The 14,585-nt window shown below is 73.7% G+C and carries 13 protein-coding genes and 1 pseudogene; 8 read left to right on the top strand and 6 right to left on the bottom strand.

The window, feature by feature from the left end; translation table 11 throughout:
• Positions 1 to 358: 358 nt before the first annotated feature.
• From AB0903_RS12795 to AB0903_RS12785, 3 genes are read left to right on the top strand one after another with little or no spacing between them, the layout of a single operon-like run.
• Positions 359 to 1,216, top strand: a complete 858-nt coding sequence (locus AB0903_RS12795; RefSeq protein WP_366701909.1) for a MaoC/PaaZ C-terminal domain-containing protein — start codon at positions 359 to 361, stop codon at positions 1,214 to 1,216.
• A 22-nt stretch (positions 1,217 to 1,238) separates the two neighbouring features.
• Positions 1,239 to 2,315, top strand: coding sequence for a Zn-dependent alcohol dehydrogenase (locus tag AB0903_RS12790; protein WP_366701907.1), 1,077 nt, complete (start codon positions 1,239 to 1,241; stop codon positions 2,313 to 2,315).
• An 11-nt stretch (positions 2,316 to 2,326) separates the two neighbouring features.
• On the top strand, positions 2,327 to 3,307 hold the full coding sequence (locus AB0903_RS12785; protein ID WP_366701905.1) for a 3-oxoacyl-ACP reductase: 981 nt from the start codon (positions 2,327 to 2,329) through the stop codon (positions 3,305 to 3,307).
• Between the two features lie 305 nt (positions 3,308 to 3,612).
• On the opposite strand, the gene AB0903_RS12780 is transcribed toward AB0903_RS12785, so the two are convergent.
• Positions 3,613 to 3,780, bottom strand: a complete 168-nt coding sequence (locus tag AB0903_RS12780) for a hypothetical protein (protein WP_366701903.1) — start codon at positions 3,778 to 3,780, stop codon at positions 3,613 to 3,615.
• Positions 3,781 to 3,876: 96 nt separating this feature from the next.
• Entirely contained in the window at positions 3,877 to 5,139 is a 1,263-nt protein-coding gene (locus AB0903_RS12775; protein ID WP_366701902.1) for a hypothetical protein, read from the bottom strand.
• 185 nt (positions 5,140 to 5,324) lie between these two features.
• On the opposite strand from AB0903_RS12775, the pseudogene AB0903_RS12770 reads away from it, so the two are divergent.
• From AB0903_RS12770 to AB0903_RS12755, 4 genes and pseudogenes are all read left to right on the top strand, one after another.
• Positions 5,325 to 6,367: pseudogene (locus AB0903_RS12770) on the top strand (iron-siderophore ABC transporter substrate-binding protein).
• A gap of 207 nt (positions 6,368 to 6,574) precedes the next feature.
• Positions 6,575 to 7,417 (top strand): Nif3-like dinuclear metal center hexameric protein, encoded by an 843-nt coding sequence (locus AB0903_RS12765; RefSeq protein WP_366701900.1) that lies wholly within the window; start codon positions 6,575 to 6,577, stop codon positions 7,415 to 7,417.
• Entirely contained in the window at positions 7,414 to 8,157 is a 744-nt protein-coding gene (locus AB0903_RS12760; protein WP_366701994.1) for a C4-type zinc ribbon domain-containing protein, read from the top strand. The genes AB0903_RS12765 and AB0903_RS12760 overlap by 4 nt, the downstream gene beginning before the upstream one ends.
• A complete protein-coding gene (locus AB0903_RS12755; RefSeq protein WP_366701898.1) occupies positions 8,157 to 9,440 on the top strand; it encodes a bifunctional RNase H/acid phosphatase in 1,284 nt (427 codons plus the stop codon). The genes AB0903_RS12760 and AB0903_RS12755 overlap by 1 nt, the downstream gene beginning before the upstream one ends.
• Positions 9,441 to 9,878: 438 nt before the next feature.
• Here the strand turns inward: AB0903_RS12755 and AB0903_RS12750 are convergent, their stop codons facing one another.
• Positions 9,879 to 10,511 carry a bifunctional 4-hydroxy-2-oxoglutarate aldolase/2-dehydro-3-deoxy-phosphogluconate aldolase gene (locus AB0903_RS12750; protein WP_366701896.1) on the bottom strand — a complete coding sequence of 211 codons (633 nt, stop codon included), beginning with the start codon at positions 10,509 to 10,511 and terminating at the stop codon, positions 9,879 to 9,881.
• A gap of 61 nt (positions 10,512 to 10,572) precedes the next feature.
• Positions 10,573 to 11,373: a peroxide stress protein YaaA gene (yaaA, locus tag AB0903_RS12745; RefSeq protein ID WP_366701894.1), complete on the bottom strand. Its 801-nt coding sequence runs from the start codon at positions 11,371 to 11,373 to the stop codon at positions 10,573 to 10,575.
• A gap of 108 nt (positions 11,374 to 11,481) precedes the next feature.
• Between yaaA and AB0903_RS12740 the strand changes: the two genes are divergently transcribed.
• Positions 11,482 to 12,924: an RNB domain-containing ribonuclease gene (locus tag AB0903_RS12740; protein ID WP_366701892.1), complete on the top strand. Its 1,443-nt coding sequence runs from the start codon at positions 11,482 to 11,484 to the stop codon at positions 12,922 to 12,924.
• Here the strand turns inward: AB0903_RS12740 and AB0903_RS12735 are convergent.
• A complete protein-coding gene (locus AB0903_RS12735; RefSeq protein WP_366701890.1) occupies positions 12,911 to 13,741 on the bottom strand; it encodes a hypothetical protein in 831 nt (276 codons plus the stop codon). The two genes, AB0903_RS12740 and AB0903_RS12735, sit on opposite strands and share 14 nt — an antisense overlap.
• Entirely contained in the window at positions 13,738 to 14,526 is a 789-nt protein-coding gene (locus AB0903_RS12730) for a MerR family transcriptional regulator (RefSeq protein ID WP_366701888.1), read from the bottom strand. The genes AB0903_RS12735 and AB0903_RS12730 overlap by 4 nt, the downstream gene beginning before the upstream one ends.
• Between the last annotated feature and the right edge of the window lie 59 nt (positions 14,527 to 14,585).

Genomic DNA, 14,585 nt, shown 5'->3' with positions numbered 1-14,585 from the left:
ACGGAGCCGCCGCGCGGCCCGGGGCCCGGCGTGCGCGTGCGGCCCGCCCGGGGGCCGGGGCCCGCCGTGAGCGTGCGGCCCGCCCGGGGCCCGAGGCCCGCCGTGAGCGTGCGGCCTCACCGGCGGAGCCGGCGGCGTGCACCCGTGCCGTCCCGGGCGGAGCCGGACGGGGCATCGGCGTATCTGACGTACCGTCAGTCGTCTTCACAACTGTCGGCGGCCGCGCTATACATGGACGCCATCGGCCTGGAACGCGTTCTAGAACGAGCTCGCCCGGCCGGTCCCGTACGACCTCGGTGCGGCCGACGGTGCGGACGGTCGCGCCGAGGTCTTCCCCTCCTCGAGGAGCAGCAGCCCCATGCCCATCGATGCCGCGAAGGCCGTCGCCGCCGGACCCCGCTCCACCACCATCACCTGGGACCACAAGGACATCCAGCTCTACCACCTCGGCGTCGGCGCCGGCCGGCCCGCCACCGACCCCGACGAACTGCGCTACACCCTGGAGTCCCGGCTGCACGTGCTGCCGAGTTTCGCGACCGTCGCCGGGGCCGGCACGGCCGTCGTCGGCCGGCTGTCCGCCCCCGGCCTCGACATCGACCTCGCCTCCGTGCTCCACGGCGGCCAGCGGGTCGAACTCCACCGCCCCGTCCCCGTCAAGGGCACGGCCACCGCCACCTCACGCGTCGCCGCCGTGTACGACAAGGGCAAGGCCGCGATCCTCGTCCTGCGCACCGAGGCCGCCGACGACGACGGGCCGCTGTGGACGAGCGACGCCCGGCTCTTCGTGCGCGGCGAAGGCGGCTTCGGCGGGGAACGAGGGCCCTCCGAGCGCCTGGAGCCGCCGGAGCGGGCACCCGACCGGACCGTCGAGCGCGCCGTCCGGGAGGACGCGGCCCTCCTCTACCGGCTCTCCGGTGACTGGAACCCACTGCACGCCGACCCACAGTTCGCGAAACTCGCCGGGTTCGACCGGCCGATCCTGCACGGCCTGTGCACCTACGGCATGACGCTCAAGGCGGTCGTCGACACGCTCCTCGGCGGGGACGTCACCCGCGTCCGCTCGTACGCCGCGCGCTTCGCGGGCGTCGTCTTCCCCGGCGAGACGCTCCGCATCCGCATGTGGACAAAGGAGGACGGCCGTGTCCGGGTGACCGTGACCGCCGTCGAACGCGGCGACGTGCCCGTACTCGCCGACACCCTCGTAGAGACCCTGTGACCGCCTGCTGAAGGGACCCGTCATGCGCGCAGCCGTAGTGCACGAGATCGGCCGGGACGAACTCGAAGTCCTCGACGACGTGGAGGCGGTGGGCTTCGGCCCCGGCAAGGTGCGGATACGCATCCGGGCCACCGGGCTGTGCCACTCCGACATCTCCGCGATGACCGGCGTCCTGCCCCAGCCCGCGCCCTTCGTCCCCGGCCACGAGGGCGCCGGCGAGATCCTCGACGTCGGTGACGGCGTCACCGGCCTCGCCGCCGGAGACCGGGTGCTGATGTGCTGGCTGCCCGCGTGCGGCGGGTGCGCCGCGTGCCGGCGCGGCCAGAGCCATCTCTGCCTGGCCGGGTTCATGAACGCCGGCACCCCCAACTTCCGCCGCGGCGGCGGGGACGTCTTCGGTTTCGCCGGCACCGGGACCTTCACCGAGGAGGTCGTCGTCGACGCCGGCTGCGCCGTGCCGATCCCCGACGACGTGCCCTTCGACATCGCCGCGCTCATCGGCTGCGGCGTCACCACCGGACTCGGCGCGGCCGTCAACACGGCCGAGGTGGAGGCCGGTTCGTCCGTCGCCGTCATCGGCTGCGGCGGCGTCGGCATCTCCGCGATCCAGGGGGCGAAGGTCCGGGGCGCGGCGCAGATCGTCGCCGTCGACCCGGTGGAGTCCCGGCGGGAGGCGGCCCTGCGGTTCGGCGCGACGGAGGCGGTGGCGCCCGACGGCCTCGCCGACGCCAAGCAGCGCATCACCGCGGGGGAGGGCTTCGACTACGTCTTCGAGGTCGTCGGCAGGTCCGCGACCGCCCGCACCGCCTACGAGACGACCAGGCGCGGCGGAACACTGTGCGTCGTCGGCGCCGGCGCGATGGACGACCACCTCCGGCTCAACATGTTCGAGCTGTTCTTCGACGAGAAGCGCATTCTGCCGTCCATGTACGGCGGCGGGGACGTGCTGCGTTCCTACGAACGGGCCATCGCGCTGTGGCGCGCCGGCCGGATCGACCTCGCCGGCCTCATCACCCACCGGGTGCCGCTCGCGGGGATCAACGACGCGGTCGCGCAGATGCGCAGCGGCGAGGCCCTGCGTACCTGCGTCGAGCTGTGAGGAGCCTCGCCATGTCCTCCCTGCCCCTGCCCCTCGAAGACCTCAGCGCGGTCGTCACCGGCGCCGGCCGCGGCCTCGGCCGGGCCGAGGCGCTGGAACTCGCCCGGCTCGGCGCGGCGGTCGTCGTCAACGACCTCGGGCAGCCGGGGCATGGGGGCACCTCCCATGCCGAAGGCCGTGGGGGAGGCACGGGCGCGTCGTCCGGCACGCCCGCCGAATCCGTCGCAGAGGAGATCCGCGCGGCGGGCGGCCGCGCGGTGGCCCACCACGGAGACGTCGCCGACTTTGAATCGGCACGGGACCTGATCGGCCTCGCGGTCCGCGAACACGGCAAGCTGGACGTCCTCGTCAACAACGCGGGCATCCTGCGGGACCGGATGGTCTTCTCGATGAGCGAGGACGAGTGGGACTCGGTCATCCGCGTCCACCTCAAGGGCCACTTCAACACCACCCGTTTCGCCGCCGAGCACTGGCGCGCACGCGCCAAGGCGTCCGGCGGCCCGGTGTACGGGCGGATCGTCAACACCTCCTCGGAGGCGTTCCTCGCAGGCTCGGCGGGTCAGCCGAACTACGCGGCTGCCAAGGGGGGAATCGTCGGCCTGACGATGTCGACGGCGTCGGCGCTGGCCAAGTACGGCGTCACGGCGAACGCGATCTGCCCGCGGGCGCGGACCCGGATGACCGAGGACGTCTTCGCGGGCTTCGCCGAACCGGCAAAGGACGCCGTCGATCCCCTCGCCCCCGAGCACGTGGCCCCGCTGATCGGCTACCTGGCCTCCCCGGCGGCCGCCGCGGTCAACGGGCAACTGCTGGTGGTCCACGGCGGCATGGTGGCGGTGATGGCCCGCCCGGCCGTGGCGGCGAAGTACGACACGGCGAAGGACGTCTTCACGTACGCGGAACTGGACGAGGTCCTGACGCCGTACTTCGCGGGGCGGCCGCGGGGGGAGACGTTCGCGTCGCCGGAGGTGCTGTCGCTGCGGCGGGGGTAGACCTGCGGTTCCCCTGCCCCACTCCTCCCGGACCGGGGGTGCTCCGCCCCTCCCCGCGCCCCCACCTCGATCGCCGGGGCGGGCGGCGCCGGTGTGTCGAGCACTGCCGGCAGCGCCACGCCGACCGAGTCGGCCGGCAGTGTTCCTCCCCGAGACCGGCTTCGACCCCGAGACCGGCCCCTGGGCCGGTAGCGGGCTGGGACGTCCGCACCCCGAGCGGTTCCCCGCGCCGCGACTTGCGCTGGTGCAGCATGTGGTGGAAGACCTCCGGCTTCCACCACCCTGCTCGGCCGTACGACGAGTCGTTACGGCCCCTCGGACCCCGACGGGCGACGGTGCCGGCCGTGCGGCTGCGTCGCCGCGTCCTCCGTCGCCGCACCGCCCCGGTGCTTGCCGGCTCCGCCGCCGTCGCCCCGCAGGGCGGCCGCGGGGTGCGGGCGCTCGTGGGCCGTGTCGGTTCGGGCTTCAGACATGTGGGAAGTCACCCCGTGTGATCGCTGCGTACGTGTGTCGCAGGGCGCCCGGCCGTGCCCGTGATATCCGTGGCCCGGTCGCCCCGGCCCGTGAGTCTAGCCACGGGCGATGCCGCCGGAGAGTGGTGCCTGCTGCAAGGGAACCGGCCTGCACACAACAGGAGTGACGGAGCCTTCGCACGGTTCCCCACCTGCGGCTTCCGGTTGTGCCGGTTCTGTGGCCGACTCCTGAGGATAGGTTTCTGCAGAGAGAACGACAGGCTCCGGCGCCCGGGTCCGAGCCACCCCGCACGGCATCGACGCGGTCGCGCAGGGCAGTTGCAGCACACCGTCCCGGCTCCACGTCCCGGAGCTCGTCAACCACCCCTCCGGTGCCATGAGTTGATGCATCATCCGGTCCGCGGGGCGCCAGACTCCCAGCCGGCTGCCCGCCGCGCCGTCGATCCGCAGCGCCACCGCACAGCTCTCCGGCATCAGCACCTGCCCCGGCTGTACGGCGAACGGTGTCACCTGTGCGTCCGGCAGACGCAGGCTCCGCGGGAACCGCACCGGCCGCGCACTGCCCAGCACACCCCAGCCGAGCAGGTCCTGGCCCGGCCCCGGCGCGTTCGAACGGACAAGCAGCAGACCGCTGTCGGCGTCCGCGAGCAGCAGCCGGTCGTCACTGTCCTCGGCGATCTGGAGCAGTGGCGTCACCTCGCCGCCCCGCTCCAGATCGACCGCGACCGACTTCACCGGCCCGCCGTCCGGCCGTCTGCGGTCGAGCGCGAGCAGGCGGCCCGTACGGTCCAGCCACACGCCGCCCGAGCAGTGCCCGGTCACGTCCGCGAGGTGCTCGGGTCCGGCCGTACCGCCCGCCACGAGCCAGATGCCGGTCGTGCGCTCACCGGGGGCCAGGGCGTAGGCACGGGCCCCGTCCGGCGACGGCGGCAGGAGGGTCAACTCCTCGGCGGCGACGGCCCCGAGAGCCACTTCGCCCGTCGCGGGGCCGGTGGGGTAGAGCAGCGAGAAGGTGTGCCGCTCCGCGACCCGGCGGCGGATCAGGACGCGGCCGTCGGCAAGCGGCAGAACCTGCGCCTCGGGCTCCTCCGGCTGGTCGAGCGGCAGCGAAACGGCGTACGGCTCGGGTCCGTCGAGCGTCCAGCGCTCGGGATACAGTGCCTCGCCCGTACCGGCGAGGCGGGCCCCGTACGTCCCGTCCGCGGTGATCGTGATGGCCGGTCCGCCGACGGCCGCCGGGGGCTCCGCGTCCCCGGCGCTCGCAGGCTCCGTGCCGCCGGTGCCGGCCGCGCCGTCCGTACCGTCGTTGCCCGCGACCGCCCCGTCCTCCGTGGCGGTCTCGATGGCCAAGGCTGTCATCGATGCGTCACCTCCGGCCTCCGAAGCTAGGTATCGCACTCCCTCCCGAACAGCACGAGCCACGGCTCTTCACACATAAGGGTGGCCATGTGCCGGTTTGCCTGAGAAGGAGAGGGTGGTTGTGCTCCCCGCCCGGCCCGTGCGTAAGGTAAGGCCCACCTAAGTGCGCAGAGCAGGAGCACCTCATGTCCCTACGCCGCCCCGGTACAGCCGCCGCAGTCGCCTTCGCCGCCGCCCTTTCGGTCGCAGCCTGCGGCGCCGGCGGCGAGGCCGATGAGGGCATGGGTGCGAAGGCGGACGACGGCGGCAAGAAGTCCGTGGCCCAGGGCGGCGAGGACTTCGGCGACGCCGCCGCGAAGACCGCGGCGATGGGCACGGACGCCGAGCCCGGCCAGTTCCCCCGCACCGTCACCCACGCACTCGGCACGACCGAGATCAAGGCCGAACCCAAGCGGTCGTCGTCCTCGACGTGGGCGAGCTGGACAACGTCGCCTCTCTCGGCGTCGAGCCGGTCGGCTACGCACCGACCGAGGGTGACGACGGCATCCCCGAGTACCTGAAGAAGACCGCGGGCGCCCCCAAGAGCGTCGGCACCATCAACAGCCTCAACCTCGAGGCCATCGCCGCCCTGAAGCCCGACCTGATCCTCGGCAGCCAGTTGCGCGCGAGCGACAAGTACAAGGAGCTGTCGCAGATCGCTCCTACCGTCTTCTCCATCCGCCCCGGCTTCACCTGGAAGGAGAACTACCTCCTCGACGCGGCCGCCCTCGACAGGACGGCGGAGGCGGAGGCCAAGCTCGCCGCGTACGCGAAGAAGGCGCGGCAGCTCGGCACCGACCTCGGCGAGAAGAAACCGACGGTCACCATGCTCCGTTACATGCCGGGCAAGATCCGCCTCTACGCGAAGGCGTCCTTCATCGGCACGATCCTGGACGACGCCGGCGTCCCACGGCCGAAGAACCAGCAGATCGACATCGACGACCTCGCCGTCGAGATCAGCCCGGAGAAGATGGACGAGGCCGACGCCGACTGGATCTTCACCGGCGTCTACGGAGAGCCGTCGAAGACCAAGCGCGACACCGCCGAGTCCAACCCGCTGTGGAAGAACCTGAAGGCCGTCAAGGCCGGACAGGCCGAGGACGTCCCCGACGAGACCTGGTACCTCGGTCTCGGCGTCACCGCCGCCGACGAGGTCCTCGACGACCTTCGCGGCTTCCTCGTCGAGTAGGCGCATGCTGCCGCCTGGGCGGGCCTCGTGAAGCAGGCGCGCACGGTGTGGGCGGGTTCGGCGGGGTGGGCGTACACGGCGTGGGCGGGTTCGGCGGGGGGCGTACACGGCGTGGGCGGGTTCGGCGAAGTAGGCGCACACCGCGTGAGGGGCCTCGTGAAGCAGGCGCACACCGCGTGGGCGGGCGGGGCAGGTAGCCTTTGCTGCGTGCCCCGTCTGTCTGAAGTCATCGCCGCGCTCGACGCCCTGTGGCCCCCTGAGCGGGCCGAACAGTGGGACGCCGTCGGCACGGTCTGCGGAGACCCCGGCGCCGAGGTCACCCGGGTGATGTTCGCCGTCGACCCCGTCCAGGATGTCGTCGAAGAGGCGGTCGGTCTCGGCGCGGACCTCCTCGTCACCCACCACCCGCTCTATCTGCGGGGTACGACGACGGTCGCGGCCGGTCACTTCAAGGGCCGGGTCGTGCACACGCTGATCAAGAACGACATCGCGCTGCACGTCGCGCACACCAACGCCGACACCGCCGACCCCGGCGTCTCCGACGCCCTCGCCGGCGCGCTCGACCTTCGCGTAATCCGCCCCCTGGTACCCGACGTCACCGACCCGCAGGGGCGCCGCGGCCTCGGCCGGGTGTGCGAACTGGATCACCCGGAGACGCTGCGCGACTTCGCGGCCCGCGCCGCGAAACGCCTGCCGGCCACCGCCCAGGGCATCCGCCTCGCCGGCGACCCCGAAGCGGCCGTCCGCACCGTCGCCGTCAGCGGCGGCTCCGGCGACGGCCTCTTCGACCAGGTACGGGCCGCCGGTGTCGACGCCTTCCTCACCGCCGACCTGCGCCACCACCCGGCTTCGGAAGCCACCCAGCACACCACGCTCGGCCTGGTCGACGCCGCGCACTGGGCCACCGAATGGCCCTGGTGCGAACAGGCCGCGGCACAGCTCGACGAGATTTCCGACCGGCACGGCTGGGACCTGCGGGTCCACGTCTCGACGACGGTCACCGACCCCTGGTCCGCCCACCACGATTCCCCCTCTGGAGCCCCCAACTGAACGCCGCGCCCGCCGACCAGATCCGACTCCTCGACGTCCAGGCCCTCGACCGGCGACTGGCGCAGCTCGCGCACAAGCGCACGTCGCTGCCCGAGCACGCGGAGATCGAGTCGCTCACCAAGGACCTCACCCAGCTGCGGGACCTGCTCGTCGCCGCGCAGACCGAGGAGGGCGACACCGCTCGCGAGCAGACCAAGGCCGAGCAGGACGTCGACCAGGTGCGCCAGCGCGCCACCCGCGACCAGGAGCGCCTGGACTCCGGCGCGACCACCTCGCCTAAGGACCTGGAGAACCTCCAGCGCGAGATCGTCTCCCTCGCCAAGCGCCAGGGCGACCTGGAGGACATCGTCCTCGAGGTCATGGAGCGCCGTGAGTCCGTGCAGGAGCGGGTCGCCGAACTGACCGAGCGGGTCTCCTCCGTACAGGGCAAGCTCGACGACGCCGTCACCCGCAGGGACGCCGCGCAGGAGGAGATCGACGCCGAGGCCGCGTCCGTCACCAAAGAGCGCGAGGTCGTCGCAGGTTCCGTCCCGGCCGACCTGCTGAAGCTGTACGAGAAGCTGCGTGTCCAGCAGGGCGGAGTGGGGGCGGCACGGCTGTTCCAGCGGCGCTGCGAGGGCTGCCAGCTCGAGCTGAACATCACCGAGCTGAACGACGTCCGTGCCGCCGCATCCGACACGGTGCTGCGCTGCGAGAACTGCCGCCGCATCCTCGTCCGTACGTCCGAGTCGGGACTCTGATGCGGGAGTTCGTCGTCGAGGCCGACGGCGGCTCCCGGGGGAACCCAGGCCCCGCCGGATACGGCGCGGTCGTCCTCGACCCGGTCTCCGGCGAACCTCTCGCCGAGGCCGCCGAGTACATCGGCGTGGCGACGAACAACGTCGCCGAGTACAAGGGCCTGGTCGCCGGCCTCAAGGCCGCGCACGCCCTCGACCCGGAGGCCGCCGTCCGCGTGCGGATGGACTCCAAGCTGGTCGTCGAGCAGATGTCGGGCCGCTGGAAGATCAAGCACCCCGACATGAAGCCCCTGGCAGCCGAGGCCGCCCGGGTCTTCCCGCCCGGCCGCGTGACGTACGAGTGGATCCCGCGCGAGCGCAACAAGCACGCGGACCGGCTCGCCAACGAGGCGATGGACGCGGGCAAGAAGGGCAAGCAGTGGGAGCCGTCGCGCTCCATGGCGGCGCTCGACGCGCGCGACGCGGAGGCTGCGCGCGTGGTCGGTGACGCGGCGGCCGGCGCGGCGAAGGCGCGGGCGGCGCTGGGGCGGGCGACGGGCGACGCCCCGGCCGGGGCCTCGGCGCTCACCGTGCCCGCGGCCCCCGGGCCGCAGACGGCCACGGCCGTCACGGAACCCGTCCCCGCGGCCGCCCCCGCGCCCGGATGGGGCCCGCCCGACATGGGGCTGCCCGCCACGTTCGTGCTGCTCCGGCACGGGGAGACGGTGCTGACCCCCGAGAAGCGGTTCTCCGGCAGCGGCGGCAGCGACCCGGTGCTCTCCGCCGTGGGCCGCCGCCAGGCCGACGCCGTCGCCGCGGCGCTCGCGGAGCGGGGCACGGTCCAGGAGATCATCAGCTCCCCGCTGCGGCGCTGCCGCGAGACGGCGGACGCGGTCGCCGGCAGGCTCGGCCTCGGGGTGACCCTCGAAGAGGGCCTGCGCGAGACCGACTTCGGCGCGTGGGAGGGCCTGACGTACGCGGAGGTGCGGGAGCGTTACCCCGACGACCTCGACGCGTGGCTGGCCTCCCCGAAGGCCGCGCCGACGGGGGGCGGCGAGAGCTTCGCCACGGTGGCGCGACGGGTCGCCGCGACCCGGGACAAGCTCCTGGCCCGCTGCCAGGGCCGCACGGTCCTGCTGGTCACCCATGTGACCCCGGTCAAGACGCTGGTCCGCCTGGCGCTGAGCGCGCCGCCGGAGTCCCTGTTCCGCATGGAACTGTCGGCGGCGTCGCTGTCGGCGGTGGCCTACTACGCGGACGGGAACGCGTCGCTGCGCCTCCTGAACGACACGTCGCACCTGCGCTGAGGGTGTGGACACGTCGCACCTGCGCTGAGGGTGTGGGCACGTGGCACCTGCGCTGAGGGCATGGGGCGGATGCGGGTGCGTGGCGCCTGCGGCGGGCTTGATTCCCGCCCGCCCCTTCCCGAACCGGGCTCCGCCCCGAACCCCGCGCTTCGATCGCCGGCGAGGCTGGAGCATGCCGGTCTTGTCGGGGCTCCGCCCCGAACTCCGCGCTTCGAGCGCCGGCGAGGCTGGAGTGGCAGGGCAACTCCAGCCCCGGCCTGGGGGCCCCTCCCCGGCCGCCGGGCCGTAGGGGGAGTTCGAGGCCACCACGCAAAGCACGGTGCCGGGCCCGGGCGGAGCCCGGAGGGCGGTACGGGGTCCGGGACTTGCCCCGGTTCAGGGAAGCGGCGGGCAGCGGGAAACGCCCGCCGCAGGCGCCACCCCGGCGCGTCCCGTCCCTCAGCGCCGCTGCCCCATAGCCGCCGCCCCCCGCGCCAGCGTCGCGACCCGCGCCCAGTCCCCGGCCCGGATCGCGTCCGCAGGCAGCATCCACGTACCCCCCACGCACGCCACGTTCGGCAGCCTCAGGTAGTCCGGCGCGGACGCCGGGGAGACTCCGCCCGTGGGGCAGAAGCGGGCCTGCGGAAGAGGCCCGGCGAGGGACTTCAGATACGGGGTCCCGCCCGCCGCCTCCGCGGGGAAGAACTTCATCTCGCTCACCCCGCGCTCCAGCAGCGCCACGACCTCCGACGCCGTCGAGACGCCCGGCAGGAACGGCACCCCGGACGTCCGCACGGCGTCCAGCAGGGTGTCCGTCCAGCCGGGGCTGACCAGGAAACGCGCCCCGGCCGCCACCGCTTCTGAGGCGTTCGCAGGCGAGATCACCGTGCCCGCGCCGACGACCGCCTCCGGCACCTCCGCCGCGATCGCGCGGATCGCGTCGAGCGCGGCCGGGGTCCGCAGCGTCACCTCGATCGCGGGCAGTCCCCCGGAGACGAGGGCGCGCGCGAGCGGCACGGCGTCGGCGGCGTCGTCGAGGACGACGACAGGGATCACGGGCGCGAGGTCGAGCACGGAGGTCACGCGGCCCATCCTGCCCAGGGTGACCGCAGTACGCAACGAACGTTGCACAGAATGCAATACGCCCCGAGGGTCAGTGGATCTCCGACACCACGACGTCCAGCCCCCACGCCCTTCCCGCCTTCTCCGGCGCCTGCGCCTCCACCGCGTACCCGAGGTCCCGCAGAACCTCGACCAGCGCCGCAGGGGACTTCGGTGCCGCGCCCGACTCCAGCAGGCTCCGTACGATCCGGCCCTTCGTGGCCTTGTTGAAGTGGCTGACCACCGAGCGCTTCTCGACCCCGTCGACCATCTGCGAGTGCAGCACCCGCACCGTCGCCGTACGACCCGAGACCTCGCCCTTCGGCTTCCACGCCGCCGCGTACGCCGACGAGCGCAGGTCGAGCACCAGCCCGCCGCCGGCCGCCTCCGGCAGCGCGGACTCCATCGGACTCCGCCAGTACGCGCCCAGCGCGCCGAGCCCCGGCAGCTTGACCCCCATCGAGCAGCGGTACGGCGGGATACGGTCGCCGACCCGTACCGCGCCCCACAGCCCGGAGAACACCAGCAGCGACTGCCGGGCCCGCCTGCGCGCGGCCGCGTCCAGCGTGGCCAGGCCCAGGGCGTCGTACAGCACGCCCGTGTAGATCTCACCGGCCGGCCGCGTGCCGGCAGTCCGCAGCTCCACGTTCTTCGCGATCTCGCCGCGCAGGCCCTCGCTCAGCCCGAGCACCTGCCGCGCTGTCGCCTCGTCGGCCGCGCACAGCTCGACCAGCTCGTCCAGCACGGCGGCCCGTGCCTCCGCGAGCCCCGGCAGCGACAGCGACTCCGGCTTCAGCGGAGCCCCGCGGCCGGCGGCGGCCTTGCCCTCAGACGGCGGCAACAGGACAAGCACAGCGGTCTCCTTCGTACGAACACGGGCGGGGGTGAGGCCCCGCGCAAGGGTACAAAGCACCGGGGCCGCCGAAATGCCACCACCCCCGCCCCGTCCTACGCTCGGTCCATGCCCCGCCGCCAGATGAACGCGACCGGCGCAGCCGAGGCCCCGCTGCGTGCCGCCCTGCGCGAGCTGCGCACGACGCTCGACGTGCCGGGCGACTTCCCGGCAGCGGTCCTCGCGGAGGCCGAGGCGGCGGCGAAGGCGCCGCGGCTGCCGGAAGAGGACGGGACGGACATCCCCTTCTTCACCATCGACCCGCCCGCGTCCGTCGACCTCGACCAGGCGATGCACCTCGCCCGCCGCGACGGCGGCTTCCGCGTCCACTACGCGATCGCCGACGTCGCCGCCTTCGTGACACCCGGCGGCGCGCTGGACTCGGAGGCCCACCGCAGGGTGCAGACCTTGTACTTCCCCGACAGGAAGGTCCCCCTCCACCCGCCCGCCCTCTCGGAGGGCGCCGCCAGCCTGCTCCCCGGCCAGAGCGCCCCCGCGCTGCTGTGGCGGATCGACCTCGACGGCGAGGGGCGTACGGTCACCGCCGACGTCCGCCGCGCGCTCGTCCGCAGCCGCGCCAGGCTCGACTACGCGGGCGCGCAGCGGCAGATCGACACCGGCACAGCGGAGGAACCGCTCGCCCTGCTGCGGGAGATCGGGAAGCTGCGCGAGACGCTGGAGATCGAGCGCGGCGGCATCTCGCTGAACGTTCCCGAGCAGGAGATCGCGCAACGGGACGACGGCACCTACGTCCTGGCCTACCGCGCCCCGCGCCCCGCCGAAGGCTGGAACGCCCAGATCTCACTCCTCACGGGCATGGCCGCCGCCCGTTTGATGACCGCGTCGGGCACCGGCGTCCTGCGCACCCTGCCGACTGCCCCCGACGGGGCCGTGGCGCGGCTGCGCCGCTCCGCGCAGGCCCTGCACGTCGAGTGGCCGCACCACGTCTCGTACGCCGAGCTCGTGCGCTCCCTCGACCCGCGAGAACCGCGCAACGCGGCCTTCCTCGAGGAGTGCACGACGCTGCTGCGCGGCGCCGGGTACTCGACGTTCACCGGCGGGGTGCTGCCCGTGCCCGCCGTCCACGCGGCGGTCGCCGCCGCGTACACCCACTGCACCGCGCCGCTGCGCCGGCTCGTCGACCGTTACGCCGGCGAGCTGTGCCTCGCCGCCGTGGCGGGCCGTGAGCCGCCGGAGTGGGCGAGCGCCGCCCTGGAGGAGCTGCCGGCGGAGATGGCAGTGGGCTCGCGCCGAGGCAACACCGTGGAGCGGGAGTGCCTCGACCTCCTCGAGGCGGTGCTGCTGCGCGGCCGGATCGATGAACTGTTCGACGCGGTCGTCGTGGACGTGGAGGAGAACGACCCCTCCGCCGGCACCGTCCAGCTCGAGGACCCGGCGGTGGTGGCCCGCGTCGACGGCGGCGGCGCGCCGCTGCCCCTGGGGGAGCGGCTGCGGGTCCGCCTCACCGAGGCGGATCCGGGGCGGGCGAAGGTGCGGTTCACGCCGGCGTGACCGGCGCCTGCGCCGGGCGCTCGGTGTTCACGGCCTCCCGCAGGGCCGTCGCGAAGGCTTTCGCGTCGTCGGCGTGCACGCGGACCGTGCGGACGGGCCGCTCCCGCCCGAGCAGACCGGCGTGGGGCACCGGCTCCGACAGCTCCAGCGTCACCGAGGTCTGCGCGGCGACCTTCAGATCGAGGACGCCGTCCCGCGGCTCGTGCGTGAAGCGCGGCTCGTACCGGACGCCGGCGATCCGGTCCAGCGGTATGCGCAGGTCCACGTGGCCGGCCCGGCGCAGCCGCAGCGTGTCCGCCGACAGGACGTGGGGGCGGGTGACGGAGGCGGCCTGCAGGCCCAGCATGAACAACACGGTGTAGACGTCGAGGACGAGCACAGCCGCGTGCACGGTCGGCCGGTCCATCAGCAGATACGACACGGCCGCCGTCTCCACGACGCACACGAACGTGAAGCCGTACATCAGCGCGGCCTGGTCCCGGGCGTGCCCGAAGGCACGGTCGCCCGGCCCGACGCCGTCCCGCCGCCGCCCCGCCCACAGGAACAGGCTGCGCATCAGCCGCAGTTCGTGGCCCACCAGCCGCAGCACGGGTACGGGCACCAGCTCCGCCACCGCCTGCCGTCCGGTCAGGCCGCGCCTGCGCAGCGTCACGTACGTGAACACCTCGGCGCCGAGCAGCAGTGCGACGGCGGCTTCGGCCGCGGCGAGGACGGGCAGTGGGACCGCCGCACCGGCCACCAGACAGACGGCGAGCAACACCTCGGCGGGCAGCACCGCGTAGGCGACGGTCCTCAGCACCCGCAGCAGCCGGCTCACCGGGCACGCTCCACGAGCAGCTCCAGGGCGCGTTTCACGACCGCGGCCTGGGCGGGGGAGAGCTCGGCGAGAAGGGCGTCCATGAATCCGTCGTCCCGGACGTCACCCGCCCCGGCCTCGACGTGCGTCACCATCTCCTCGGGCAGGATGGCGGCCAGTTTCCGGGCGGTCTCCCCGACCCGTGGATCGGCCGGGTCGGCGTCGGCGAGCGCGTCGAGGTCCCCGTACAGCGCGTACGCCCGCTCCATCGCCGCCGGTACCTCCGTCATCCGGCGCATCGCCCCCATCAGCCGCCCCCGCTCGGGTGCCGGCACCACGGTGTCCAGCAGCGCCAGCAGCTCACGGTCCTTGGCCGCCATCGCGGGCTCCGGCCCGGGCAGCCCGGCGGACGTGCGGGCCATGTCCCCGAACACCTCCGCCAGCAGCGGCGACACCGGACTCTCCGCGGTCAGCTTCCCGCCGCGGGCCTGCGCGAGGAGCGCGGCCAGCCGGGCCCGCCGTCCGTGGATCAGCGCCTCCTGCCGCGCCAGGTCGTCGTCCAGCTCCTCGAGCACCTCGACGAGATCCCGCCCGGCGTCCCCCGCGACCACGTCCCGCACCTCGTCGAGCCCCAGTCCCAGCTCCGTGAGCCGCCGGATCCGCGCGAGCAGTACGGCGTCGCGCACCCCGTACTCCCGGTATCCGTTGGCCCGCCGGGCGGGCTCGGGCAGCAGCCCGAGGTGGTGGTAGTGCCGCACGGCCCGCGGGGTCACCCCCACCAGCTCGGCCATCTCTCCGATTCGCATGGGGCCAGTAGAAACGTTGACGCTGCGACAAGGTCAAGCGACGTCCGTCGGCCCGCGCC

This window comes from Streptomyces sp. NPDC048389 (assembly GCF_040706335.1).
In the GTDB taxonomy this organism is placed as follows: domain Bacteria; phylum Actinomycetota; class Actinomycetes; order Streptomycetales; family Streptomycetaceae; genus Streptomyces.
This window is presented reverse-complemented; position numbering and strand designations above follow the sequence as displayed.